Origin of the sequence: Corynebacterium kalidii (genome assembly GCF_022869005.1) — a bacterium.
GTDB lineage: Bacteria > Actinomycetota > Actinomycetes > Mycobacteriales > Mycobacteriaceae > Corynebacterium > Corynebacterium kalidii.
This window is the reverse complement of sequence record NZ_JALIEA010000012.1, coordinates 367,254-391,514: the sequence shown is the minus strand read 5'-3', so window position 1 is coordinate 391,514 and position 24,261 is coordinate 367,254. Positions and strand designations below refer to the sequence as shown.

The window sequence follows — 24,261 nt, the reverse complement described above, 5'->3', positions numbered from 1 at the left end:
GACCGTCACACATCGGCCCGTCCGGCCTACTGGATGAAGTAAATGGTGATCCACAGTCCGATCCACACGACGTCGACGAAGTGCCAGTAGTACGACACCACGACGGCGGCGGTGGCCTGGGCCGGCGTGAACTTCGACTTCACCGTCCGGAGCAGGACCACGACGAAAGCCAGCACGCCGGCGAGGACGTGTGCCCCATGGAAGCCGGTGGTGATGTAGAACACCGACCCGTAGACGCTGCTCGAGATCGTGGTGCCGTGCTGCACAAGGTGGATGTACTCGTAGGTCTGCCCGGCGAGGAAGATCGCGCCGAGGACGACCGTGAGTGCGTACCACTTGCGCAGACCGAACACGTCGCCACGCTCTGCGGCGAACACGCCCCACTGGGCCGTGAACGACGACGACACCAGAATCACGGTGATCGCCAGAGCGAACGGCACGTTCAGCTCGGTCGGCTCGGAGGGCCAGTTTCCGTTCGAGTTCGCCTTAGAGACGAAGTACATCGCGAACAGGCCCGCGAAGAACATCAATTCCTGGGACAGGAACACAATCGTGCCGACGCTGACCATGTTCGGTCGGTTCAGCGTCACGGCACGCTGCGGTGCTGCCATGCTTTGGTTTCCAACTGCGCTCGTCACGCGTACAAGTATGACGGACCCTGGCCGCCGAGTCGATTCGCAACCCCGACAAGATCCAGGCTTTCTGCAAAACCCCTGGTAGTCGCTTCACGTTTCCTGGCAACTCACCACAAACGGGGTTAGCCGGGAACTCTTGCCCGGGAAATACGACGGGCCAGTGTCTGTGCAGGTCGCCCGTCCGCCGGCCCGCCACTCCCCCGTCCCGGCGGCCAGCTCCGCCGGGCGTAGCCACCCCCGTTCGGGGGTCTGTCCTCCCGGCATTCCCCGGGGCCCCGGAACCGGCCCCACTTCCCTACCGCGGATTCTACCTGGGCGGCCACAGCCGGACGAATCCACCGCCGCCCCTGCCCCCGGGCCACACTCCGCCGGTCAGTGGCCGTCAGAGCCGTAATAGGATGGACAGCGTCCACACGCGCCCGCCCACGGGCCCCGGACACCGACACCCAACTTCGAGAGGACGACACCGATGCCGGACGAGCTGAGGCTGACCACCCCGGACCATATCGCCCCACTGGGCTCCGACCGACTGCCGGGGAGCTACTTCACCTGGCCGGGTGTGCTCGACCGCATCGGCCGGCACGAGGAGCTCAGCGAGTCGCAGATCACCTGGGCCGTCAGCCGGATCATGGAGGGCGGCGCCACCGACGCGCAGCTCGCCGCGTTCGCCTTCGGGCTCCGGGTCAAGGGCATCACCGCCGCGGAGCTCTCCGCCGCCGCGTCGGCGATGCGCGCCTACGCCACCCCCGTCGACTTCAGCGACATCCCCGACGCCGTCGACATCGTCGGGACCGGTGGCGACGGCCACCACACGGTGAACATCTCCACGATGGCCTCCTTCGTCGTCGCCGCCACCGGGGTACCGGTGGTCAAGCACGGCAACCGCGCCGCGTCGTCGAAGTGCGGCGGGGCGGACGTGCTCGAGGTGCTCGGGCTGGACATCGACCGGTCCCCCGAGACCATCCACGACGACGCCCTACGCACCGGCTTCGCCTTCATGTTCGCCAAGACCTACCATCCCGCGATGCGCTTCGCCGGGCCGGTGCGCTCCGAGTTGGCCGTCCCGACCCTGTTCAACCTGCTCGGACCGATGACCAACCCGGCCGGCCCGAAGTTCGGGCTCATCGGCTGCGCGTTCCGGGACATGATGCCGATCATGGGCGGCGCCTTCGCCCACCAGGGCGTCCGGGCGCTCATCGTCCGCGGGCTCGACGGCATGGACGAGATCAGCGTCTGCGCCCCGACGGAGGTCGTCACGGTGGACGAGTCGGGGCGCACCGGTGAGTTCACCATCAACCCGCGGACCTTCGGGCTGGATGTCTACGACGACGACGCACTCAAGGGCGGTGACCCCCGGTACAACGCCGATATCGCCCGGAAACTCATGGCCGGGGAACTCAGCGGCGCAATCAAGGACGCTGTCTTGATCAACGCGGCTGCCGCCTTGACCGCCGTCCACGGCTGGGAGGGCGACGACCTGAAGTCCGCCCTCGCGACCCAGCTCGCCGTCGCACGCGAGGCCCTGGAGTCCGGCGCCGCCGAGCGGAAGATGTACGACATCGTCAGCCTCTGAGCCTTCACCACGGCGCCTCACAGGGCGCCACACACACGAAGAAGCCCCCGCGAGGAAGATGCGGGGGCTTGTCCGGTGGTGCATCCGCCGTCTGCGGTGTGGGGACGGCGGTGTGGTGCTACTCCTTCTCCGGCGGGAGACCGTACTGGAGGTTGAGCATCGTGGTGGACCAGATGAGCATCGCAGCACCCAGCAGGATCACCCAGATCAGGAAGAAGGCGATACCGTAGCCCATGATCACGATGGCCATCGACATGATGAAGGGCCAGCCGGAGTGGGGCGAGAAGAACCCGAGCACACCTGCGCCGTCCTCGATCTCCGCTTCCTCCCAGTCCTTCGGCTCGATGTCGGCCTTGGAGTTGGTGAGGTGGAAGTACACGCCGAGGAAGAGCGTCAGCAGCGTCGCCAGGACAAGCCCGGTCCCGCCTGCCCACTCGATACCCTGCTGGTTCGCGCCGTCGTTGAGCTGTGCCGTGGCGTAGAAGTACACGACCGTCATCAGCGTGAGGAACAGTGCCAGTCCGTACATCAACTTGGCTGTCTGCCGCATTGTCGTCTCCTAGTGTCTCTTCGCCGGCTTAGGCGGAACGGTCGATGAAGTTGTCACCCTCGACTCCCCGGGTGGCCTCGCGGCCGGGGAGGAAAGGCTGGGTGGACGTGGCGTAGGGGTCCTCGCCGATCTCCGCCAACGCCTCGGCGTTGCTGGCCTCCGGGTTGGCCTCGCGGTACGCCAGGTACGCCGCGAAGTTCTCCGGGCTCACGGCACGGACCTCGAAGTTCATCATCGCGTGGTAGGTACCGCACATCTCGGCACAGCGCCCGACGAAGGCACCCTCACTGTCGATGCCCTCGATCTGGAACCGACGCTCGGACTGGTTCGCCTCCGGGTGCGGGAACACGTCGCGCTTGAAGAGGAACTCAGGGACCCAGAAGGAGTGGATCACGTCAGAAGACGCGAGGTTGAACTCGATCGGGGTGTTCGTCGGCAGGACGAGCACCGGGACCTCCTCGGAGGTACCGAGGGTCTCGATCTTGTCGTAGTTCAGGTAGGTGAAGTCCTCCGACGACTTTCCGTGGATCGGGCCGACGGCCTGGCCGTGCCCACCACGGTCGTCCTGCGGCACCGCGGCGTTCGCCTCGGCGGCCTCGGAACGCTCCGCGTCCTCGCCCACGTACTCCTGGCCGTCCTGGGTGAGGTCGCCGCTGACGTTGCCGTAGCCGAACTTCCAGTTCCACTGGTAGGCGGTGACGTCGACGGTGACCTGGGGGTCCTTGTCCAGGGCCGTGACCTTGTCCTGGGTCTGCACCGTGAAGAAGAACAGGCCCATCACGATCAGCACCGGGATCACGGTCAACGTCAGCTCGAGGGGGACGTTGTACGCCGTCTGCCGGGGGAACTCCGACTTGCCCTTCTTGGCCGCCCGCTTGTCGCTGTCGCGGAAGATGACCAGGAACATGAGCGCCCACATGATGATGCCGATAATCCAGGCGACGACCCAGGTCCACACCCAGAAGTTACCCATGGACTGGGACTCCGGGGTGATTCCTTCGGGCCATCCCATGCGCAGGGCATGGAAGAATCCGTTGTCGGGGGGTGCGACATCGCAGCCGACCAGGGCAAGGGAACCGAGTCCCAGCACTCCGGCGAGGCCGATCTTGCGACCTCTTCCGTGAACTTTTCGCTGTACCACGCGAGTATGCCTTCCTCAATCACACGTCGTGTTCATCGGGGCCACCGGGTCCGTCGCCTGCAGAGGACGGACACCAGCCCCGTGTCATCTTCCGACAATAGTGCATGGAGGGGGATGCCCCCGCATCATGCACACCATTGTGATTCTCTGTCGGCCCTATTCGGGGTTGCTGGACGCCGCCTGAGGAGCACACCACCGTCCGGCATGTCCCGTCTGGGTCGGCGCGACCTCGACGAGTAGTCTTGTGTGCTTACGCACGCGGCCGGCGGTCCACCGTCTCGTCACCCCTCCCCGGGGGCCAGACACGCCGGCCCCCGACGACACTTACGGAGATGATCCCAGAGCACATGTGTGGACTTCTTGGAATTCTGACCGCCCAGGGTGACGCCCCCCGCTTCGTGGACACCACCGCACGTGCACTCCCCTGCATGCGGCACCGTGGCCCCGACGAGGACGGCACCTGGAACGACGACGACGTCGTCTTCGGGTTCAACCGCCTGTCGATCATCGACCTCGAGCACTCGCACCAGCCCCTGCAGTGGGGTCCGTCCGGCGAACCGGACCGCTACTCGATGACCTTCAACGGCGAGATCTACAACTACCTCGAGCTGCGCGAGGAGCTGCGCGCCGAGGGCTACGAGTTCGCCACCTCCGGGGACTCCGAGACGATCGTCGTCGGCTTCCACCACTGGGGTTCGGACGTGGTCAACCACCTGCGCGGCATGTTCGCCTTCGCGGTGTGGGACTCCGTCGAACGGACCATGTTCCTGGCCCGTGACCCCTTCGGCATCAAGCCGCTGTTCTACGCGACGACCGACGCCGGCACGGTGTTCAGCAGCGAGAAGAAGTCGATCCTGGCCATGGCCCAGGACATCGGTCTCGGCCTGGGCCTTGACGACAGGGCCATCGCCCACTACACCGACCTCCAGTACGTCCCGGAGCCCGAGACCCTGCACGCCGGCGTCCGTCGTCTGGAGTCCGGCTGCCACGCCACCCTGCGCCCCGGCGACGAAGTCACCGCCGTTCGCTACTTCGAGCCGACGTTCCCGGTCACCCCGGTACCGTCGGGCCAGGAGAACGCGCTCTTCACCCGGATCGCCGACGCGCTGCAGGACTCGGTCGCCAAGCACATGCGTGCCGACGTCACCGTCGGGTCCTTCCTGTCCGGGGGCATCGACTCCACCGCCATCGCCTCCCTGGCCAAGCAGCACAACCCGGACCTGATCACCTTCACCACCGGTTTCGAGCGCGAGGGCTACTCGGAGGTCGACGTCGCCGCGGAGTCCGCCGCGGCGATCGGCGTGGAGCACGTCGTCAAGGTCGTCTCCCCCGAGGAGTTCGCCGCCGCCGTCCCCAAGATCATCTGGTACCTCGACGACCCGGTCGCCGACCCGGCACTGGTGCCGTTGTACTTCGTGGCCGCCGAGGCCCGGAAGCACGTCAAGGTGGTGCTGTCCGGCGAGGGTGCCGACGAGTTGTTCGGCGGGTACACGATCTACAAGGAACCCCTGTCGCTGGCCCCGTTCGAGAAGGTCCCCTCCCCGATCAAGAAGGTGCTCCGCACGCTGGGTGACGCACTGCCGGACGGCGTGCGCGGCAAGTCGCTGCTGCAGCGAGGCACCACCCCCATGGAGGAGCGCTACTACGGCAACGCACGGTCCTTCAACTACGAGCAGCTGGAGCGGGTCCTGCGCATCGCCCGACCGGAGTGGGACCACCGCGAGGTGACCGCACCGGTCTACGCCAAGTCACGGGACATGGACCCGGTGTCGCGGATGCAGCACCTCGACATGTTCACCTGGCTGCGGGGCGACATCCTGGTCAAGGCCGACAAGATCACCATGGCCAACTCGCTGGAGCTGCGTGTGCCGTTCCTCGACCGCGTGGTCTTCGACGTCGCCCGCACCATCCCCCACGAGCTCAAGGTCGGTAACGGCACCACCAAGTACGCCCTGCGGCGTGCCCTGGAGCTCATCGTCCCGGAACACGTCATCAACCGGAAGAAGCTCGGCTTCCCGGTGCCCCTGCGCCACTGGCTCGCCGGCGACGAGCTCTACGACTGGGCGAGGAAGAACATCGAGGACTCGGCCACCGACCACATCTTCGACAAGGCACAGGTCCTGGCGATGCTGGACGAGCACCGGGTGTCCATGAACTCCGGGTCGGGCCCCGACCACTCCCGGCGCCTGTGGACCGTCATCGCCTTCATGATCTGGCACGGTATCTTCGTCGAACACCGGATCACCCCCGACATCGACGAGCGGGACTACCCCGTCCAGCTCTGAGTCGTCCACCGACGACAGAACTCCCCGTCCCTGTCAGTCCAGGGGCGGGGAGTTCTCGTCTCTCCGGTGACGGTCGGGGACGGTCAGCTGAAGGAGTCGCCGCAGGCGCAGGAACCGCCGGCGTTCGGGTTGTCGATGGTGAACCCCTGGGACTCGATGGTGTCGGAGAAATCGATCTTCGCACCGGTCAGGTACGGGGCGGACATCTTGTCCACGACGAGACGGACGCCCTCGACCTCGTCGACGAGGTCGCCGTCCAGCGTACGGTCGTCGAAAAAGAGCTGGTAACGCAGGCCGGCGCAGCCACCCGGCTGGACGGCGATACGCAGGGCCAGATCGTCCCGGCCCTCCTGTGCGAGCAGCCCGGCGGCCTTCCCGGCAGCGGCGCTGGTCAGTTCGACGCCGGTGGACTTCTCGGCGGTTGCCTCGGCAGCAGTCATCGTTTCCTCCTCGGTAATGCGGATATGCCCAAACTACTCGTGTAGAACCATGAAATCCAGTGATCTATTCCCGACAGGCTCACCCTCGTTGGTCCCCCTGTCCACCGGTGCTCTAGCCTGTGAGGTGTGAAACTCCCGTGGAAGAAAGACGATGACAGTGCCGCCGCCGACAGCGACGTCACCGCTGCAGCCAACCCGGTCGACGAGGGCGACGCCGGGCACACGCCGAAGGGCTACACCCCCAAGAAGGGACGGCCGACGCCGAAGCGCAACGAGGTCGAGCGCGCCACCGGTGTCCGCCGCGTCCACTACGACGCCCCGCTGACGCCGAAGGAGGCCCGCCAGCGCCGCAAGGACGTCAAGAACTCCATGTCCAAGGAGGAGTTCAAGGAGGCCAAGCGCAAGCAGCGGGAGGAGGCCGCCGAGGCCCGGCGCAAGGCCAACGACCGGATGATGGCCGGTGACCCCGCCTACCTGCTGGCCAGGGACCAGGGCAAGGAGAAGCTCTTCGTCCGCAACTACGTGGACTCCCACCGCTACCTGATGAACTACTTCCTGCCTATCGCGCTGGTCGTGGTCGTCGTCATGATCCTCGGTACGCGTATGCCGGCGGTCGCCAACTACCTCAGCCTGTTCATGCTCGTCGTGATCGTCATCCTGGTGATCGAGGGCCTCTTCCTCGGCAGGAAGGTCAACCGGCTCGTCAACGAGCGGTTCCCGGACAACTCCTTCGGGAAGTGGGCCATCGGGTTCTACTCGTTCACCCGTGCCACCATGATCCGCAAGATGCGCACCCCCGCTCCCCAGGTGAATATCGGCGACGCGGTCTGATGGTCACCCGTCCGGTTCTGCAGCGTCTCGGCGAATGGGCCAGTGCCACCGGTTGTGCCGGGGCCCTGGGCAGCGACCGGGACTCCGGGGGGCGTCCGGAACTCCTCGTCACCGCGGCGGACCACGCTGTCGCCGCTCCGGTGTCGGGCCCACTGAGCCCGGTGTCGACCCTGCCGTGGGGACACGGCAGTGCCGAGGCCGCCCGGATCAACGACGGGGAGTCACCGCTGTGTTCCCTCGCTGCACGGCAGGGCGTCGGCGTCACCGTCACCGAATTCCCCTACTCCAGGGAATCCGACGCACCACCGTCCAGCCGGGTGGACGAGGGGCGCGAGGCCGCCGACGGCGTCGCCGACGCCGGTACCCCCCTGCTGCTCACCGGCACCCTCGGCACGGGAGCGACCACGACGGCGGCAGCGGTCGTCGGGGTCCTGTGCAACATCGAGCCGGTGAAGGTCGTCGGGAAGGGCGGCGGTTCCCGGGGGATCACCGACGAGCAGTGGAAACACAAGACCGTCGCCATCCGTGACCTGATGTTCCGCGCCCGCCCCTACCGTCGCCGACCGGTCGACGCGACCGCCGCCACCGAGATCCTCGACATCCTCGGGTCACCGGACCTGGCTTTCACCGCCGGTCTGCTGGCACAGTCCGCCACCCGTCGCACACCTGTCGTCCTCGACGGAGTCAGCGGACTCGCCGCCGGGCTGCTCGCCGACGCCCTCACCCCGGGGGCGTCACGTTGGTGGCTGCTACCGGACATCCCCACGGAACCGGGCGCCGCGGCGGCGGCCCGTCGCCTGTCCCTGCAGCCGGTCGTCGACCACCCGCTCGGCGCACCGGCCGCGGCCTCCGGACTTGTCCTGCTGCCCCTCCTGGACGCCGCCGTGACGCTCACCCCGCAGGACTGACCGCCCGGCGCCTTAGGCGTCGACCAGCGTGTGGTTCCAGGAGTGGGTGTCCGCGCCGGTCCCCCGCTGGATGCCGGTGAGGCGCTCCCGCAGACGCATGGTGATCTCCCCGGGGCGTCCGCCGTTGATCCGGAACTCCCCGGTGCGGTCCTTCACGGTGCCCACCGGGGTGATGACGGCGGCGGTCCCGCAGGCGAACGCCTCGGTCATCTCCCCCGACGCCGCCGTCGACCGCCACTCGTCGACCGTGAAGCGGCGTTCCGTGACCGTCAGCCCCTCGTCGGCGGCGAGCTGCAGCAGGGAGTCGCGGGTGACCCCCGGCAGCAGGGAGCCGGAGAGTTCCGGGGTGACCAGTTCGTCCGGCCCGCCGTCCTGCCCACGGAGGACGAACGCCAGGTTCATCCCGCCCATCTCCTCGATGTAGGTGTGGTCCGCGGCGTCCAGCCACACGACCTGGTCGCAACCCTGCTTCTCCGCGTAGGACTGCGCTGCCAGGGACGCCGCGTAGTTCCCCGCGAACTTCGCGGCACCGGTGCCGCCCGGGGCCGCCCGGACGTACTCCGTGGACAGCCACACGCTGACCGGGGTGACCCCGCCCTTGAAGTAGGCGCCGGCCGGCGAGGCGATGACGTAGTAGCTGTAGCTCTGCGACGGGTGCACGCCCAGGCCCACCTCGGTGGAGATGATGAAGGGGCGCAGGTAGAGCGCCTCCTCGCCGCCGGAGGCGGGGACCCAGTCCCGGTCGGCGTCGACGAGCTGGCTCAACGACTCCAGGAAGAGGTCCTCGGGGACCTCCGGCATGGCGATACGCCGGGCGGAGGAGCGGATCCGCTCGGCGTTCTTCTCCGGGCGGAACGTGGCGATCGACCCGTCCGGCTGGCGGTACGCCTTGAGTCCCTCGAAGATGGCCTGACCGTAGTGCAGCACCGACGTCGCCGGGTCCATGGGGATCGGGGCGTAGGGGACGAGCCGCGCGTCGTGCCAGCCGGCGTCCTCGGTCCAGTCGACGACCACCATATGGTCGGTGAAGTACCTGCCGAAACCGGGGTTCGCGAGGATCTCGGCGATGCGCTCGGGCGGTGTCGGGTTCCCCGTCAAGGTACGGGTGAAGGTGGCGGACGAGGAGTTGGCGGGCGCGGAATCAGACATGGCCTGTATCTTAGACCCGTCGGTGCCGGTCCGGAACAGGAGCCCGGCAGGACCGCCGACGACGATCCCGAACAACCTTGAGGTGAGCGATGACATCCGCAGGACTGCCCAGGGGCACCATGCCTCCGCTGGAACTTCTCACGGACGCTATGGACACTACGGACGCCACGGCGGTCACGTCCGTCGCCGGTGTCGCCGGCACGGAGGTCGACGTCCTGGTCGTCCCGGCGTTCTCCGGCGAGAACGGGATCGAACTGTCGCTGGCGCCGGCGTCACCGCCCGACACCCCCGCCCTGTTCACCAGGGAGACCCAGGTCGCGCTCTGGAAGGCCCTTGTCGAGCTCGGGGCGCGCGGGCGCGCGGGCGAGACCCACCTGCTCCCCGCCGTCCCCGGCGTCTCCGCGACCCGCCTGCTCGTCGTCGGGCTCGGGGACGCCGACGCGCTGACCGACGAGGGGCTACGCGCCGCGGCCGGCACCGCGTCGCGTGCACTCGGACGGCTCCCCCGCTCCCGGTTCAGCGGCGACGTGACGGCACTGAGCCTGCTCGGCACGCTGGGCACCGGTCCGGCGACCGAGGGCCACGGGTTGGGCAGCTACACCTACCGCGGGACGAACGGCGGTGAGGACGGGGACGGTGACGGGGACCACCCGCGCCTGGCACGGATCCTCATCGCCCCGCCCGCCTCCCCGACGGCGGCGAAGGCCGCCGCCACCGACTTCGCCCGGGCCTGCGTCGCCATCGAGGCGGTCACCTGCGCCCGCGACCTCGTCAATGCGCCGGCGAACCTCCTTTACCCCGACAGCTACGCACGGGTGATCGCCGACCTCGGCTCCCGGGCGGGCCTCGAGGTGGAGATCCTGGACGAGCAACAGCTCAACGAGGAAGGCTTCGGTGCGCTCGTCGGCGTCGGCCAGGGGTCGCCGCGTCCACCCCGCCTGGTGCGTGTGACTTACCGGCCGGAGGACGCCGACACCACCGAACCGCCCCACGTCGCACTGGTCGGCAAGGGGGTCACGTTCGACACCGGCGGGATCTCCCTGAAGCCGTCGCCCCACATGGGCAACATGATCTCCGACATGGGCGGCTCGGCCGCCGTGGTCGCCGCCGTCATCGCCGCCTCGGAGCTCGACCTCCCGGTCTCGGTGACGGCCACGGTGCCGCTGGCGGAGAACATGCCGGACGGCACCGCGGTGCGCCCGGGGGACGTGTTGCGCCACTACGGGGGCCTGACCACCGAGGTCCTCAACACCGACGCCGAGGGGCGTCTGATCCTCGGCGACGCCATCGTCCGCGCCTGCGAGGACGACCCCGACTACCTCGTGGAGACCGCGACCCTGACCGGCGCGCAGGTCCGGGCCCTCGGGGACAGGACGCCCGCCGTCATGGGCACACCCGGTTTCCGCGACCGGGTGGCCTCGCTGTCACGCGACGCCGGCGAGGGCGCCTGGTCGATGCCGTTGCCGGCGGAACTCGCCGACGAGATCCGGTCCGACGTGGCCGACCTGCGCAACATCCCGAAGAAGAGCTGGGGAGGCATGGCCGCCGCCGGACACTACCTCGCCGCCTTCGTCCCCGAGGGCCTGCCCTGGGTCCACATCGACGTCGCCGGCCCGGCCTACAACACCGGTTCGCCGCACGGCTACACCCCGCGGCGCGCCACGGGAGTCCCCGTACGCACGCTCATCGCCGTTCTCGAGGACATCGCCGCGGAATCCACGGCGTAGGCGGCCCACCTACCGCCCGGGCTGTTCCCCTGACTCCCCGGCCGCCCGCCGCTGCTCGAACCTGGCGCGACGTTCCTGCTGTTCCAGGCGTTTACGGATGATCCGGTCCCGTTCGATCCGGTCCCGCATCCGCTGCGGGTAACCGGTCTTCTCGGCGTCGTGGAGCCGCACGCCGGTCGCCGCGGCGACGTCGTCGATCCCCCGTGGACCGCCGATACGCCGGCGCGTCCACTCCCCGGTGGCGTCGACGAACACGACGGACATCTCGTTGACCAACGTCTCCGGTTCGACGAACCCCTCCACACCCTGGCGCTGCGCAGCCCACCGGCGCAGGTAGTCGAGGTCGGCGGACCGTGCCCGCCCGCCCGGGGCCCGCGGAGGACGGGGGCCGGAGCGACGGGATCGACCGAATAAGTTGAACACCCCACCGATTCTAAGCGATTCTGCGACGGCACCGCGATCAGTCGACGGCGGCGGGCACACCCCGACCCCCTACGGCAGGACCACGGCGACAGCGGTATCATAGGTAGTATTCGGTCAGAGACCATATTCTCTGCTTGCTCTGCGTACTGCGGACCGATCCCCGTACTCCACATCTGTACCCCGTCGTTTAATAGGAGCTTCAACACCATGGCGCACTCCGTCGAAATGCCCGAGCTGGGCGAATCCGTCACAGAAGGCACTGTCACCCAGTGGCTGAAGAAGGTCGGCGACACCGTGGAGGTCGACGAACCGTTGCTCGAGGTCTCCACGGACAAGGTCGACACGGAGATCCCGTCTCCGGTGGCCGGAGTCCTGCTGAAGATCATCGCGGACGAGGACGAGACCGTCGACGTCGGCGCCGTGATCGCCGAGATCGGCGACGAAGGCGAGGAGAGCAGCAGCTCCGACTCCTCCGACTCCTCCGCCGCCGAGCCGGCTGAGTCGACTGAGTCGACTGAGTCCGCCGAGGAAGCCGCGTCCTCCGACGACGACAACACCGGTGCCGCCCAAGCACCCGCCTCCTCCGGTGGCGGAGCCGCCACCGACGTGACAATGCCCGAGCTCGGCGAGTCCGTCACCGAAGGCACCATCACGCAGTGGCTGAAGAAGGTCGGCGACGAGATCGAGGTCGACGAGCCCCTGCTCGAGGTCTCCACGGACAAGGTCGACACCGAGGTCCCCTCCCCCGTCGCAGGTACGCTGCTCGAGATCCTCGCCGACGAGGACGACACCATCGACGTCGGTGGCGTGATCGCCCGCGTGGGTGACGCCAACGCCGCACCGCAGGCGGCCGCAGAAGAGCCGGCGGCCGAGCCGGCGCAGGAAGAGACCGCACCGGAGCCCGCACCGGCCGAGCAGCCGAAGCAGGAGAAAGTCGAGAAGACCGAGGCGGTCGAGAAGCCGGCCTCCTCCGACGCCGGTGAGCCCTCCGAGGGCAACCTCCCCTACGTCACCCCGCTGGTGCGCAAGCTCGCGGAGAAGCACGGCGTGGACCTGTCCACGGTCGAGGGCACCGGCGTCGGCGGACGCATCCGCAAGCAGGACGTCCTCGCCGCCGCCGACGGTGGCTCCGCGAAGGAGTCCGCTCCGGCACCGGCCAAGGGTGTCGACCCGGAGAAGGCCGCGCTGCGCGGGACCACCCAGAAGGTCAACCGCATCCGTGCGATCACGGCGAAGACCACCCTGGAGTCCCTCCACGGCGCCGCACAGCTCACCCAGGTCCACGAGGTCGACATGACCCACGTCGCCGAGCTGCGCAAGGAGTCCAAGGCCGCGTTCCAGGACAAGCACGGCCTGAACCTCACCTTCCTGCCGTTCTTCGCCAAGGCCGTCGTCGAGGCACTCGTGGCACACCCGAACGTCAACGCCTCCTACAACGCCGACACCCAGGAGATGACCTACCACGGCAAGGTCAACCTCGGCATCGCCGTCGACACCAAGGACGGCCTGCTGTCCCCGGTGATCCACGATGCACAGGACATGTCCCTGCCTGAGCTGGCCGCGGCCATCGCCGACATCGCCGACCGCGCCCGGAACAAGAAGCTCAAGCCGAACGACATCACCGGCGGCACCTTCACCATCACCAACATCGGCTCCGAAGGCGCGCTCACCGACACGCCGATCCTCGTCCCGCCGCAGGCCGCGATGATCGGCACCGGCGCGATCCGCAAGCGCCCTGTCGTGATCACCGAGGACGGCTCGGACAGCATCGCGATCCGCAGCATGGTCTACCTGCCGATGACCTACGACCACCAGGTCATCGACGGTGCGGACGCCGGCCGGTTCCTGACCACCGTCAAGGACCGCCTCGAGAACAGCGACTTCTCCTCCGACCTGGAGATCTGAGAAGCCTAACCGCCCGTCCTCTACCCCGCCACCGCGATTCCGCGGTGGCGGGGTAGAGTCGTTAGGTATGGGATATCAGCACGGATCCATCCGGACCTCGGACGCCCCGGTCGTCGTCGAGGACCTCGGCACGGTGGACTACCTGACCACCTGGGACAGACAGGCCGACCTGGCACGCCGGCGCGCCGACGGGCAGATCGACGACACCGTCCTGCTGCTGCAGCACCCGCCGACCTACACGGCGGGCAAACGGACCCAGCCGGAGGACCTGCCCACCAACGGCCTACCCGTCGTCGACGTCGACCGCGGCGGCCGGATCACCTGGCACGGGCCGGGCCAGCTCGTGGCCTACCCGATCGTCAAACTCGACGACCCCATCGACGTCGTGGACTATGTCCGGCGTATCGAGGAGGCCGTCCTAGCGACGTGCCGCGAGGTCGGTCTCGACGCCGTGGGGCGGGTACCCGGCCGCTCAGGGGTCTGGCTGCCCGCCGGGCTGCGGCGCGGCGAGCTGCTCCCCGCCCGCAAGGTCGCCGCCGTCGGTATCCGGGTGACCCGCGGTGTCACCATGCACGGCGTCGCACTGAACTGCGACAACAGCCTGGAGTACTACGACCACATCGTGCCGTGCGGCCTGGCCGATACCGGGGTGACCACCCTGTCCGAGGAACTGGGCACACCGGTCAGCGTGTCCGACGTGACCGGGATCTTCACCGGTCACCTCCTCGCCGCCCTCGACGGCGACCTGGAGATGTCGGGCAACGACGTCCCCGAGGAGCTCGCCCACGGCGCCGTATCGCCCTGATCAGGCGTTTTTCCCGGCATCTCCGTGCCGGAAGGCGGTTAGCGTCACTGAACGATGCAGCGTAGGGTGGGTGCCGTGACTGTGACATCAGACGGACGACGACTTCTCCGCATCGAGGCGAAGAACTCCCAGACCCCCATCGAGCAGAAGCCACGCTGGATCCGCACCCAGGCCAAGATGGGCCCGGAATACCGCGACATGAAGAACCGTGTCGCCGGCGCCGGGCTCCACACGGTCTGCCAGGAAGCCGGTTGCCCCAACATCCACGAATGCTGGGAGGAACGCGAGGCCTCCTTCCTCATCGGCGGCGATACCTGCTCGCGTCGGTGCGACTTCTGCCAGATCAAGTCCGGCAAGCCCACCCCCCTGGACCGTGACGAGCCCCGCCGGGTCGCCGAGAACATCCGCGAGATGGACCTGCGCTACGCCACGATCACCGGTGTCACCCGCGACGACCTCGACGACGAAGGCGCCTGGCTGTACGCCGAGATCGTGCGCAAGGTCCACGAGCTCAACCCGAACACCGGCGTCGAGAACCTGACCCCGGACTTCTCCGGGAAGCCGGACCTGCTCGCCGAGGTCTTCGAGGCACGTCCCGAGGTCTTCGCCCACAACCTGGAGACCGTCCCCCGTATCTTCAAGCGGATCCGGCCGGCGTTCCGCTACGAGCGCTCCCTGGAGGTCATCCGTGCCGCGCGTGACTTCGGGCTGGTCACCAAGTCGAACCTCATCCTCGGCATGGGCGAGACCGCCGAGGAGGTCCGCTCGTCGCTGACCGACCTGAAGGACGCCGGCTGCGACATCATCACCATCACCCAGTACCTGCGTCCGACCTCCATGCACCACCCGATCGAGCGGTGGGTCAAACCCGAGGAGTTCATGGAGCACTCCGACTTCGCCAAGGACCTCGGCTTCGGCGCGGTCATGTCCGGACCGTTGGTCCGCTCGTCCTACCGCTCGGGCCGGCTGTACGCCGAGGCCAAGGCCGCCCGCGGTGAGGAGTTGCCGGAGAACCTGCGTCACCTCGGCGAGACGTTGGGCTCGACCACCAGCCAGGAGGCCAGCACCCTGCTCGACAAGTACGGCCCCTCCGCGGACACGCCGGTCTCGTCCGCACGCTGACAGTCCCCCACGCGCCCGTGGCGGACGTCGTTGCCGACCGCGGGGCACCGATGTTCTAAGGTAGGCGGTATGGCGAAGGATCCCCGGGAGAAAGAAAACAAGCGGCTCGAGAAGGCCGCCAAGAAGTCACGGCGTAAGCAGACGCGAGGCCAGATGTGGCAGGCCTTCCAGATGCAGCGCAAGAAGGACAAGAAGCTCATCCCCTACATGCTGCTGGGGCTGCTTGTCCCGGTCGCGGTGATGCTTGCCCTGAGCCTGCTGTTCGGCTGGTGGTGGCTGAACCTCATCGTCGGTATCGCCGTCGGTGTGATGGTCGCGTTCTGGATCTTCTCCCGCCGCCTGCAGGCCGGGGTGTACGACCAGATCGAAGGCGAGGCAGGTGCCGCCGGGTGGGCCCTGCAGAACCTCCGCGACGGTGTCGGGGTCAAGTGGATCACCGAGACCGCGGTGGCCTCGAACACGCACATGGACGCCGTGCACCGTGTCGTCGGCGTCCCCGGCGTGGTGCTCGTCGGTGAAGGCAGCCGGCACCGCCTGAAGCCGATGATGGCGCAGGAGCGCAAGCGTCTCGCCCGGATCCTGGGTAACACCCCGATCTACGACGTGTACATCGGCGACGGTGACGACGAGGTGCCGATCCGCAAGCTGCAGAACCACCTGGTCCGTCTGCCCCGCAACATCAAGAAGAACCAGGTCGACGCGCTCAACAGCAAGGTGGAGTCGATCGCCCGGCTGCACTCGCGTGAATCGATGCTCCCGAAGGGGCCGATGCCCCGCAACGCCGCGAATCCGGCCGGTATCAACCGCCGTGCACGTCGCGCCGCGCAGCGCAACAAGAAGGGCTGACGTCCGACGCTCCTCTGCCCTCCCCGGGCGCCCGGCCGAACAAGGCCAGGCGCCCGGGGTTTTTCATGGCCGCAGACCGGTGGCCACGCTCCCCCTCCCCCGACGGGCGACTACCGGGTGCGGATCACCGCGGTGCCGGTGGCACGGTCGTGCATCCCGCGGCTGTCGGTGTCCTGGATCAGCGGCGGGAACAGGAAGACGGTGAACACCGTACGCACCACGGCGCGGAGGAGACCGACCCGCTGCGAGGGATCGTCCACCCGGGCCACGCCGATGCCCATCACCGCGTGGCCGGGCGACTGGCCGAACAACCACACGGTCACGATCCGCCAGATGACCCACACCATCAGCACGACCGTCGACGTCCCGCCGAGGGCGTCGGTCATCTGGGTCACGAAGAACGCGATGCCGTAGCAGATCAACCAGTCGACCAGCAGCGCGAGCACCCGGGGGAAGATCGTGGCGATCGAACCCGGACCGGACGCCGGCAGCCCCAGCAGCTTGCCGGGGTACGAGCTCAGGTCATGCGGGTCCTCGTACTGGCCGGGGACCTGTGGCCCCTCCAACCAGCTCGGCTGCCGGGCCCGTTCCTCCCGCAGCCCCTTCCGCTGCTGTCGGCGGTCGTCCCCTGTGCCACTCTTCTTCTGCGGTTTCGCCATGATCCCCAAGCGTACCGGCCCCGTGTTCGACCCCCAATTTCGTCCCGGGGCACCCCACCGGTGCACACCCGCGGGCCACTGCCCGTATCCTTGGGTTCAGGCCCCGTCGGGGGATTACCGGAATCCACCGGGTGCCGGGTGGATACACACCGGTAACATTGGATTGACACCAGGGCAACAACCCCGCATTAGGGTTGTTAACGACGCACCCGGCAGGGTGAATCCCCTCGTGAGACAACGAGACAACGAGTTGGGTCGAACATGACTGCAAGGAGTCCAGAAGTGGCATTGAAGACGGCCGAAGAGGTCACCAAGTACATCGCGGACAACGACATCGAGTTCGTTGACGTCCGTTTCACGGACGTACCCGGCACGGAGCAGCACTTCACCATCCCGGCCGCCGCCTTCGACGAGGATGCCATCGAGACCGGTCTGGCGTTCGACGGTTCCTCGGTGCGTGGATTCACCACCATCGACGAATCCGACATGAACCTGCTGCCCGACCTCGCCACCGCCACGATCGACCCCTTCCGCAAGGCGAAGACGTTGAACGTGAAGTTCTTCGTCCACGACCCGTTCACCCGTGAGCCGTTCTCGCGCGACCCCCGCAATGTCGCGCGGAAGGCCGAGGAGTACCTCACCTCGACCGGTATCGCCGACACCTGCAACTTCGGTATGGAGGCGGAGTTCTACCTCTTCGACAAGGTCCGTTACTCCGTCGAGCAGAACTCCTCCTTCTTCGAGGTCGACTCCAACGAGGGCTGGTGGAACCGCGGCAAGGAGACCAACACCGACGGCACCCCCAACACCGCCTACAAGACCCGTGTCAAGGGCGGCTACTTCCCGGTCCCGCCGTACGACCAGACCGTGGACGTGCGCGACGAGATGGTGCGCCACCTCGCCGCCTCCGGCTATGACCTCGAGCGTTTCCACCACGAGGTCGGTACCGGTGGCCAGCAGGAGATCAACTACAAGTTCAACACGCTGCTGCACGCGGCGGACGACCTGCAGTCGTTCAAGTACATCGTCAAGAACACCGCCGCCGCCCACGGCAAGTCCGCCACGTTCATGCCCAAGCCGCTGGCCGGCGACAACGGGTCGGGCATGCACGCCCACCAGTCGCTGTGGAAGGACGGCAAGCCGCTGTTCCACGACGAGGCCGGCTACGCGGGCCTGTCCGACCTGGCCCGCTACTACATCGGCGGTATCCTGCACCACGCCGGTGCAGTCCTGGCGTTCACCAACCCCACGCTGAACTCGTACCACCGCCTGGTGCCGGGCTTCGAGGCACCGATCAACCTGGTGTACTCGCAGCGTAACCGCTCCGCTGCGGTGCGTATCCCGATCACCGGGTCGAACCCGAAGGCCAAGCGTCTGGAGTTCCGCGCACCGGACCCCTCGGGCAACCCGTACCTGGGTATGGCCGCGATGATGCTCGCGGGGCTCGACGGCATCAAGAACCGTATCGAGCCCCACGCCCCGGTGGACAAGGACCTCTACGAGCTTCCCCCGGAGGAGGCCGCCAGCATCCCGACGGCGCCGACCTCCCTGGAGGCCGCGCTGCAGGCCCTCGAGGACGACAACGACTTCCTCACCGAGGGCGGTGTCTTCACCGACGACCTGCTGGAGACCTACGTCGCCTACAAGTACGACAACGAGATCGCCCCTGCCCGGCTGCGCCCGACGCCGCAGGAGTTCGAGCTCTACTACGACTGCTGACCACCGGGTCGCCCCGTAGGATGGCCGGACCCCCTCCACCTTCTCTCCGGAGGTGGCGGAGTCCCGTGTCGTCGGGGCGGGGTCAGCTGTAGGTGTGGAGCGCGTTGTCCAGCAGCGCACTGGGGGTCTCGGTGAGTGCACCGGAAGCGACGCCGGCACCCCTGGCTTCCAGCTCACCGCCGTAGAGCTGCCGGAATCCGGTCAGCGCGGCGGCGTAGTGGCTGACGGCGGTCTCGTAGGTGACTCCGATACCTCCGTGCAGCTGGACGGATTCCTCGGCCACGACCCTGGCCTGGCGCGCCAGGAAGACGAAGGAGTCGAGCGCGGCGGTCTCCAGCTCCTCCAGGGACAGGCCCTCGGTCTGTGCCATCGCCGCGGCCCACAGGGCGGTGGACCGGGCGAGTTCGACGTCCGCGTACAGCTGCGCGGCCCGGTGCTTGAGCACCTGGAAACTGTTCAGGGTCACACCGAACTGCTTCCTGACCTTGAGGTACTCCGCCGTCTGGTCCATCGCGGTGCCCATGAGTCCCACGGCCCGGCCGCCCTGGACCACCCGCGCCAGCGCCACGGCGCGCCGGAGGGCCCGGTCGGCGTCCCCGGTACCGGCACCGAGCCGCTCGGCCGGTGCGTCGCGGAAGGTGACCCGGCCGGTGTGTGCCCATTCCGCGTCCCGGTGCACGGTCACGTCCACCCCGTCCCCCGCATGGACGAGGTAGACGCCGGGGGTGCCGTCCTCCACCGCGGTGACGAGGAAGGCGTCCATGTCCCCGGGGGCGGCGACCGCGCGCTTCTCACCGCTGATCCGCCCGTCGGTCACACCGGTGGTCCGGGGGTCGGTCCACCCGGTGCCCGGTTCGGCGTGGGCGAGGGTGATGAGCTTCTCCCCGGCGGCCAGCGGCGGCAGCCACGCGGCCTTCTGGTCCCCGGTCGCCAGGTCCTGCAGCAGCCAGGCCGGGACGTAGGCCAGGTCGGTGAGCTGTTCGGGTGCCGCGAGCTCGCCCAGCGCCCCGGCCGCCGCGTAGGCTTCACCGACCCCGGCGCCGGCACCGCCGTACTCCTCGTCGACGACCAGTGCGGTCACCCCGAGCTCCGCGGCCCGGTTCCACAGGTCGCGCCGGAACTCCAGCGCACCCTCGGGCGCCTCTGCCCCGGTGGTGGGGTCACCGTCTGCACCGGCGAACACGCCGCGGACGGAGTCGGCCAGCATCCGCTGCTCGTCTGTCAGGGAAAGATCCATGGTCGTTACGCTCCTAGAGTCCGAGAATGGCCTTGGCGACGACGTTCGCCTGGACCTCGTTGCTGCCTCCGTAGATGGAGACCTTGCGGTTGTTCAGGTACCCGACGACCGCGTCGCCGGAGTCACCGCCGGTGATCTCCACCGCATCGCTGCCGAGGGCCTCGACGGCCAGGTCGTGGAGTTCCTGGAGGATCCGGCTGCCCTCGATCTTCAGCATCGACGACACGGGGCTTGGTCGGCCGTCCCTACTGGCGGCCGTGACGCGCAGCTGCGTGGCCTCGACCGCGCGCAGTCGCAGCTTCACGTCGTAGAGCCGGTCGCGGAAGAGCGGGTCGTCGATGACGCGTCGCCCGGCGCGGGTCTGCTGCGCCGCCGTCTCGACGAGCTCGGCGTAGAGGCGCTGGCTGCTCCCGACCTGGGTGATCCCGTCGCGCTCGTTACCCAGGAGGAACTTCGCGTACGTCCAGCCCTTGTTCTCCTCGCCCACGAGGTTGCCCACGGGGATCCGGACGTCCGTGAAGAAGAACTCGTTGACCTCCACCGATCCGTCGATCAGCCGGATCGGACGGCGCTCGATCCCGGGGGTGTCCATGTCGACCAGCAGGAAGGAGATGCCCTGCTGCGGCTTCGGTGCCGCCGGGTCGGTCCGCGCGAGAAGGAACATCCAGTCGCCGTGCTGGCCGAGGGTGGTCCACGTCTTCTGCCCGTTGACCACGTAGTGGTCCCCGTCGCGGACGGCGGTGGTCTTCAGCCCGGCCAGGTCGGAACCGGCGCCGGGCTCCGAGAACCCCTGGGACCACCAGATGTCCAGGTTCGCGGTCTTCGCCAGGAAGCGCTCCTTGAGGGCGTCACTGCCGAATGCCGCGATGACGGGGCCCACCATGCCGGTGTTGAAGGCGAGGGGTTCGGGGATGCCGGCGCGCTGCAGTTCGTTGGTGTAGATGTGCCGCTGGATCGACGTCCAGTCGCGGCCGCCGTACTCGACCGGCCAGTGCGGCACGGCGACTCCGTGGCTGTTGAGGATGCGCTGGGAGGTCACGATGTCGTCGCGGGTGACGTGACCGGCACGGACCCGGGCCCGGACGTCGGCGGGGACGTCGGCGAATATACGGCGGAGTTCGTCGCGGAAGGCGACGTCCCCCTCGGAAAGCTCGAGATGCACGGGAACCTCTCATCCATGGTGTGGTCCAGGTCACTGTCTGGTACTGCTGGTGTCACACACTACCCCTCCGGCTCCTGCCCCGGTCCGGGAGGTGGGTGAGGTGGGTCAGGAATAGCGGGACGGGTGCGCCTGTTGTGCAGACCAGACACCGACCACGAACCACCTTTCCCGAAGGAGAACCGAGCATGACGGACACACCAGGTACGACGAGCATTCTCATCATCGGGGGCCACGGCAAAGTGGGGCTCCTCGCGGCACCGAAACTGGTCGAGGCGGGATTCTCGGTGACCTCCCTGGTCCGGGACCCCGCCCAGGTCGGCGACATCGAGTCGCTGGGCGCCACGGCCCTGGTCGAGGACGTCACCCAGGTGACCCCGGCCGGCTGGGACGAGATCCTGGGCCGCTTCGACGTGGTCGTGTGGACCGCCGGCAACGGTGGCCGTGGCGGCCCGGAGGTGACCTACGCGGTCGACCGCGACGCCGCCCTGGCCGTCGTCGACTCCCTCGAACGACTCAGGGACACCGGCGCCGCAGGCACGGCGCCGCGCTACCTCAACGTCTCCTACGCCGGGGCACGGGACCACACCGTCCCCCGGGACGACAGCTTCTTCCCCTACGCCGACGCCAAGAAGACCGTCGACGACCGGCTCGTCGGCACCACGGGACTGGACTACCTGATCCTGGGCCCGGCGGCGCTCACCGACGAGCCGTCCGACGGCGCCGCCGCGTACACACCGGACCTCGACCGGTCGCAGGCGCACACCTCACGTGAGCTCGTCGCCGACGTCATCGTCGAGTTCGCCCGCCGGGACACCCTCCCCGACGACCGGACCGTCGACTTCGTCGACGGGACCTCCCCCGTCAGCGAGCTCTGAGCCGCCCGTCCTTCAGCTGGGCCGCCAGCTCCGCGGACGCGGCCCCGGGGTCGTCGGCACCGGTGATCGCACGGACCACCACGGCACGCCGGGCGCCGGCCTCGATCACCTCCGGCAGGGTGTGGCGGTCCACCCCGCCGATGGCGAACCACACCTTGGCCGACCGCCCCGCCGTGCCGGCGTCGCCGAGCATCGCGGCGGTCTGCGACACGAGCCCCAGTCCGGTCGCCGCGCGGCCGGGTTTCGTCGGCGTCTCCCACACCGGCCCGGTGCAGAAGTAGTCCAGCTCCGGGTCGTCGATCGCGGCCTGCGCCTGGTCCGGTGAATGGGTGGACAGGCCCAGGACGACATCCGGCCCGAGCAGCGCCCTGGCCTGCGCCACGGACAGGTCGTCCTGCCCCACGTGCAGCACGTCGGCGCCCACCAGCGCCGCGATGTCCGCTCGGTCGTTGACCGCGAACAGCTTCCCGTGCTCGGCGGCGACCTCGGCGAGCACCTCGATCGCCGTGATCTCGTCGCAGGTGTCGAGGGTCTTGTCACGCAACTGGACCACGTCCACTCCCCCGTCGTACACGGCGTGCAGGAACTCGCGGAGGTCGCCCTGCTCCCGGCGCGCCGGCGTGCACAGGTACAGCGACGCCTGCCGCAGGAGGTCGCGCCGCCGGTTCCCGGTGGCGGTGGCTGTGGCTGGATTTGTGGCGGGGGCGTCCGGAAGCTGCAGTGGGTCCATATGATGTGATGGTAGTTGCTACGCGAACTACGGGAGCCCCCGACACCGGGGCTGAGAGGACCGGGGCCACCGGTCGACCGTCGACACCTGATGCGGATCATGCCGCCGGAGGAAAGAACGCCAATGTCCCGACAGTCCCAACGAATCGTCGTCGGCGCCGGAGTCGCCGGGCTCAGCGCGGCCTGGTACCTGCGGCAGGCCGGGGACACCGTCACCGTCGTGGACCCTGACCCGGGGCACGGGGCCAGCCACGCCGCGGCCGGCATGATCGCCGCGGTCAGCGAGGTGGTCCACCAGCATGACCGGATCCGGCCGCTGATGCTCGCCTCGGCGGCGGCCTACCCGGATTTCGTCGCCGGCCTCGAGCGGGCCGTCGGACACCCGGTCGGTTACCGGTCCACCGCGACCCTGGCAGTGGGTGCCACCCCCGGGGACGTGGCCGCCTTCCGGGACCTCGCCGACGTCCAGCGTGACGCCGGGATGACGGTGGAGGGCCTGACCGTCCGGCAGACCCGCCGCCTGGAGCCCGCCCTCGCCCCGGGGATCGCCGGCGGGTTCCTCATCGACGACGACCACCAGGTCAATCCGCGGACCCTCCTGCACGCCCTCACCGAGGCGGTGTGCGCCCCGTCCGGTGACACCGGCCCCCAGGGCACGATCCTCACCGAGCGCGTCGTGTCCGTCCTCCGCGAGGGGGACACCGTCACCGGAGTCCGGCTCGCCGACGGCAGGGTGCTGGAGGCCGACAGCACCGTCCTGTGCCCCGGGACCGCCCTCGACGGGATCGACGGGCTGCCCGAGGCCGCGTCGGTGGACCTGCGCCCGGTGCACGGCGACATCCTGCGGGCCCGGGTGAAACCGGGGCGTCCGGCATTGCTGGACCGGACCGTCCGCGGGCTCGTCGACGGACGGGCCGTGTACCTGGTCCCCCGGGCCGACGGGGAGGTCGTGATCGGGGCCACCGAACGCGAGGACGGTTTCGACGGTGTCTCCCTCGAGGGGGTTCACCAGCTGCTCCGGGACGCGCAGATCCTCGTCCCCGGCGCCGCCGACCTGGAGCTCACCGAGATCCTGGCGCGTGCCCGCCCCGGGACGCCGGACGACCTGCCCTACCTCGGCACCGTCCCGGGCGTGGACGGGGTCGTGGTCTCCACCGGCTACTCACGGCACGGGGTGCTGCTCGCGCCGTTGTGCGCCAGACTCGCCGCCCTGCTGGCCTCCGGGGCCCCTCCGGAACACCGTGCGCCGCAGGACGACCACCTACTCACCACCACGTCCCTGGAAAGGACACCATGAGCGACACCATGCCGGACACCATGCCGACCACAGTCAGAGTCAACGGGGAGGAACGCCCCGTGACCGCGTCCACGACCGTCGGCGACATCGTGCACGAGGTCACCGGCCAGAATCCGGAGTCCGGGGAGCTGGGACTCGCCGTGGCCCTCGACGCCGCGATCGTCCCGCGCAGCCGCTGGGCGACCACCGGTGTCCACGACGGGGCGGAGATCGAGATCATCACCGCCATGCAGGGAGGCTGAG

At 68.7% G+C, this 24,261-nt stretch carries 23 protein-coding genes and 1 riboswitch; of the genes, 13 read left to right on the top strand and 10 right to left on the bottom strand.

What is annotated here, in order from left to right; translation table 11 throughout:
- Window positions 1-26: 26 nt before the first annotated feature.
- Window positions 27-638 (bottom strand): aa3-type cytochrome oxidase subunit III, encoded by a 612-nt coding sequence (gene ctaE, locus MUN33_RS07600; protein ID WP_244804292.1) that lies wholly within the window; start codon window positions 636-638, stop codon window positions 27-29.
- A gap of 478 nt (window positions 639-1,116) precedes the next feature.
- Between ctaE and trpD the strand changes: the two genes are divergently transcribed.
- The gene (trpD, locus tag MUN33_RS07595) at window positions 1,117-2,208 is read left to right on the top strand and encodes an anthranilate phosphoribosyltransferase (protein ID WP_439647843.1); all 1,092 of its coding nucleotides are present in this window, start codon (window positions 1,117-1,119) and stop codon (window positions 2,206-2,208) included.
- A 118-nt stretch (window positions 2,209-2,326) separates the two neighbouring features.
- On the opposite strand, the gene ctaF is transcribed toward trpD, so the two are convergent.
- On the bottom strand, window positions 2,327-2,758 hold the full coding sequence (ctaF, locus tag MUN33_RS07590; RefSeq protein ID WP_244804290.1) for an aa3-type cytochrome oxidase subunit IV: 432 nt from the start codon (window positions 2,756-2,758) through the stop codon (window positions 2,327-2,329).
- A gap of 28 nt (window positions 2,759-2,786) precedes the next feature.
- Window positions 2,787-3,899 carry an aa3-type cytochrome oxidase subunit II gene (ctaC, locus tag MUN33_RS07585; RefSeq protein ID WP_244804289.1) on the bottom strand — a complete coding sequence of 371 codons (1,113 nt, stop codon included), beginning with the start codon at window positions 3,897-3,899 and terminating at the stop codon, window positions 2,787-2,789.
- 347 nt (window positions 3,900-4,246) lie between these two features.
- Between ctaC and asnB the strand changes: the two genes are divergently transcribed.
- Window positions 4,247-6,184 carry an asparagine synthase (glutamine-hydrolyzing) gene (gene asnB, locus MUN33_RS07580; protein ID WP_244804435.1) on the top strand — a complete coding sequence of 646 codons (1,938 nt, stop codon included), beginning with the start codon at window positions 4,247-4,249 and terminating at the stop codon, window positions 6,182-6,184.
- An 83-nt stretch (window positions 6,185-6,267) separates the two neighbouring features.
- On the opposite strand, the gene MUN33_RS07575 is transcribed toward asnB, so the two are convergent.
- Entirely contained in the window at window positions 6,268-6,624 is a 357-nt protein-coding gene (locus MUN33_RS07575; protein ID WP_244804288.1) for a HesB/IscA family protein, read from the bottom strand.
- Between the two features lie 126 nt (window positions 6,625-6,750).
- On the opposite strand from MUN33_RS07575, the gene MUN33_RS07570 reads away from it, so the two are divergent.
- Together MUN33_RS07570 and MUN33_RS07565 are read left to right on the top strand one after the other, a co-directional pair.
- The gene (locus MUN33_RS07570) at window positions 6,751-7,455 is read left to right on the top strand and encodes a DUF3043 domain-containing protein (RefSeq protein WP_244804287.1); all 705 of its coding nucleotides are present in this window, start codon (window positions 6,751-6,753) and stop codon (window positions 7,453-7,455) included.
- Complete coding sequence (locus MUN33_RS07565; protein ID WP_244804286.1) at window positions 7,455-8,363, top strand: nicotinate-nucleotide--dimethylbenzimidazole phosphoribosyltransferase; 909 nt, start codon at window positions 7,455-7,457, stop codon at window positions 8,361-8,363. Before MUN33_RS07570 ends, MUN33_RS07565 begins: the two co-directional genes overlap by 1 nt.
- 12 nt (window positions 8,364-8,375) lie before the next feature.
- Here the strand turns inward: MUN33_RS07565 and MUN33_RS07560 are convergent, their stop codons facing one another.
- Window positions 8,376-9,512 carry a branched-chain amino acid aminotransferase gene (locus tag MUN33_RS07560; RefSeq protein WP_244804285.1) on the bottom strand — a complete coding sequence of 379 codons (1,137 nt, stop codon included), beginning with the start codon at window positions 9,510-9,512 and terminating at the stop codon, window positions 8,376-8,378.
- Window positions 9,513-9,661: 149 nt separating this feature from the next.
- On the opposite strand from MUN33_RS07560, the gene MUN33_RS07555 reads away from it, so the two are divergent.
- On the top strand, window positions 9,662-11,239 hold the full coding sequence (locus MUN33_RS07555) for a leucyl aminopeptidase (protein ID WP_244804284.1): 1,578 nt from the start codon (window positions 9,662-9,664) through the stop codon (window positions 11,237-11,239).
- 9 nt (window positions 11,240-11,248) lie between these two features.
- Here MUN33_RS07555 and MUN33_RS07550 read toward each other — a convergent pair whose 3' ends face one another.
- Window positions 11,249-11,662 carry an oxidoreductase gene (locus MUN33_RS07550; protein ID WP_244804283.1) on the bottom strand — a complete coding sequence of 138 codons (414 nt, stop codon included), beginning with the start codon at window positions 11,660-11,662 and terminating at the stop codon, window positions 11,249-11,251.
- A 207-nt stretch (window positions 11,663-11,869) separates the two neighbouring features.
- On the opposite strand from MUN33_RS07550, the gene sucB reads away from it, so the two are divergent.
- The 4 genes from sucB to MUN33_RS07530 all read left to right on the top strand — a co-directional run bounded on the left by sucB (window position 11,870) and on the right by MUN33_RS07530 (window position 16,340).
- The gene (gene sucB, locus MUN33_RS07545; protein ID WP_244804282.1) at window positions 11,870-13,567 is read left to right on the top strand and encodes a 2-oxoglutarate dehydrogenase, E2 component, dihydrolipoamide succinyltransferase; all 1,698 of its coding nucleotides are present in this window, start codon (window positions 11,870-11,872) and stop codon (window positions 13,565-13,567) included.
- Between the two features lie 67 nt (window positions 13,568-13,634).
- Window positions 13,635-14,372, top strand: a complete 738-nt coding sequence (gene lipB / locus MUN33_RS07540) for a lipoyl(octanoyl) transferase LipB (RefSeq protein ID WP_244804281.1) — start codon at window positions 13,635-13,637, stop codon at window positions 14,370-14,372.
- Between the two features lie 75 nt (window positions 14,373-14,447).
- Window positions 14,448-15,494, top strand: a complete 1,047-nt coding sequence (lipA, locus tag MUN33_RS07535; protein WP_244804280.1) for a lipoyl synthase — start codon at window positions 14,448-14,450, stop codon at window positions 15,492-15,494.
- Window positions 15,495-15,563: 69 nt separating this feature from the next.
- Window positions 15,564-16,340 (top strand): DUF4191 domain-containing protein, encoded by a 777-nt coding sequence (locus MUN33_RS07530; protein WP_244804279.1) that lies wholly within the window; start codon window positions 15,564-15,566, stop codon window positions 16,338-16,340.
- A gap of 110 nt (window positions 16,341-16,450) precedes the next feature.
- Here the strand turns inward: MUN33_RS07530 and MUN33_RS07525 are convergent, their stop codons facing one another.
- Complete coding sequence (locus MUN33_RS07525; protein WP_244804278.1) at window positions 16,451-16,999, bottom strand: RDD family protein; 549 nt, start codon at window positions 16,997-16,999, stop codon at window positions 16,451-16,453.
- Window positions 17,000-17,281: 282 nt separating this feature from the next.
- Between MUN33_RS07525 and glnA the strand changes: the two genes are divergently transcribed.
- Complete coding sequence (gene glnA, locus MUN33_RS07520; RefSeq protein ID WP_244804277.1) at window positions 17,282-18,718, top strand: type I glutamate--ammonia ligase; 1,437 nt, start codon at window positions 17,282-17,284, stop codon at window positions 18,716-18,718.
- A gap of 82 nt (window positions 18,719-18,800) precedes the next feature.
- On the opposite strand, the gene MUN33_RS07515 is transcribed toward glnA, so the two are convergent.
- Together MUN33_RS07515 and MUN33_RS07510 are read right to left on the bottom strand one after the other, a co-directional pair.
- Window positions 18,801-19,955, bottom strand: coding sequence for an acyl-CoA dehydrogenase family protein (locus tag MUN33_RS07515; protein WP_244804276.1), 1,155 nt, complete (start codon window positions 19,953-19,955; stop codon window positions 18,801-18,803).
- 13 nt (window positions 19,956-19,968) lie between these two features.
- The gene (locus MUN33_RS07510; RefSeq protein ID WP_244804275.1) at window positions 19,969-21,117 is read right to left on the bottom strand and encodes an acyl-CoA dehydrogenase family protein; all 1,149 of its coding nucleotides are present in this window, start codon (window positions 21,115-21,117) and stop codon (window positions 19,969-19,971) included.
- Between the two features lie 185 nt (window positions 21,118-21,302).
- Here MUN33_RS07510 and MUN33_RS07505 point away from each other — a divergent pair, with 185 nt between their 5' ends.
- Window positions 21,303-21,992 carry an NAD(P)H-binding protein gene (locus tag MUN33_RS07505; RefSeq protein WP_244804274.1) on the top strand — a complete coding sequence of 230 codons (690 nt, stop codon included), beginning with the start codon at window positions 21,303-21,305 and terminating at the stop codon, window positions 21,990-21,992.
- On the opposite strand, the gene thiE is transcribed toward MUN33_RS07505, so the two are convergent.
- Window positions 21,979-22,722, bottom strand: coding sequence for a thiamine phosphate synthase (gene thiE, locus MUN33_RS07500; RefSeq protein WP_244804273.1), 744 nt, complete (start codon window positions 22,720-22,722; stop codon window positions 21,979-21,981). The two genes, MUN33_RS07505 and thiE, sit on opposite strands and share 14 nt — an antisense overlap.
- Before the next feature lie 19 nt (window positions 22,723-22,741).
- Window positions 22,742-22,853, top strand: a riboswitch (TPP riboswitch).
- On the opposite strand from thiE, the gene thiO reads away from it, so the two are divergent.
- Together thiO and thiS are read left to right on the top strand one after the other, a co-directional pair.
- On the top strand, window positions 22,846-24,018 hold the full coding sequence (gene thiO, locus MUN33_RS07495) for a glycine oxidase ThiO (RefSeq protein ID WP_244804272.1): 1,173 nt from the start codon (window positions 22,846-22,848) through the stop codon (window positions 24,016-24,018). Its footprint overlaps the riboswitch before it by 8 nt.
- Complete coding sequence (gene thiS / locus MUN33_RS07490) at window positions 24,015-24,260, top strand: sulfur carrier protein ThiS (protein ID WP_244804271.1); 246 nt, start codon at window positions 24,015-24,017, stop codon at window positions 24,258-24,260. The genes thiO and thiS overlap by 4 nt, the downstream gene beginning before the upstream one ends.
- Window position 24,261: the final 1 nt, after the last annotated feature.

Bases quoted from the DNA above. Each gene is read 5' to 3' on its own strand.
- ctaF (WP_244804290.1), bottom strand. From the start codon at position 2,758: ATGCGGCAGACAGCCAAGTTGATGTACGGACTGGCACTGTTCCTCACG.
- asnB (WP_244804435.1), top strand. From the start codon at position 4,247: ATGTGTGGACTTCTTGGAATTCTGACCGCCCAGGGTGACGCCCCCCGC.
- MUN33_RS07575 (WP_244804288.1), bottom strand. From the start codon at position 6,624: ATGACTGCTGCCGAGGCAACCGCCGAGAAGTCCACCGGCGTCGAACTG.
- MUN33_RS07565 (WP_244804286.1), top strand. From the start codon at position 7,455: ATGGTCACCCGTCCGGTTCTGCAGCGTCTCGGCGAATGGGCCAGTGCC.
- MUN33_RS07560 (WP_244804285.1), bottom strand. From the start codon at position 9,512: ATGTCTGATTCCGCGCCCGCCAACTCCTCGTCCGCCACCTTCACCCGT.
- MUN33_RS07555 (WP_244804284.1), top strand. From the start codon at position 9,662: ATGGACACTACGGACGCCACGGCGGTCACGTCCGTCGCCGGTGTCGCC.
- sucB (WP_244804282.1), top strand. From the start codon at position 11,870: ATGGCGCACTCCGTCGAAATGCCCGAGCTGGGCGAATCCGTCACAGAA.
- lipB (WP_244804281.1), top strand. From the start codon at position 13,635: ATGGGATATCAGCACGGATCCATCCGGACCTCGGACGCCCCGGTCGTC.
- MUN33_RS07530 (WP_244804279.1), top strand. From the start codon at position 15,564: ATGGCGAAGGATCCCCGGGAGAAAGAAAACAAGCGGCTCGAGAAGGCC.
- MUN33_RS07525 (WP_244804278.1), bottom strand. From the start codon at position 16,999: ATGGCGAAACCGCAGAAGAAGAGTGGCACAGGGGACGACCGCCGACAG.
- MUN33_RS07515 (WP_244804276.1), bottom strand. From the start codon at position 19,955: ATGGATCTTTCCCTGACAGACGAGCAGCGGATGCTGGCCGACTCCGTC.
- MUN33_RS07505 (WP_244804274.1), top strand. From the start codon at position 21,303: ATGACGGACACACCAGGTACGACGAGCATTCTCATCATCGGGGGCCAC.
- thiE (WP_244804273.1), bottom strand. From the start codon at position 22,722: ATGGACCCACTGCAGCTTCCGGACGCCCCCGCCACAAATCCAGCCACA.
- thiO (WP_244804272.1), top strand. From the start codon at position 22,846: ATGTCCCGACAGTCCCAACGAATCGTCGTCGGCGCCGGAGTCGCCGGG.
- thiS (WP_244804271.1), top strand. From the start codon at position 24,015: ATGAGCGACACCATGCCGGACACCATGCCGACCACAGTCAGAGTCAAC.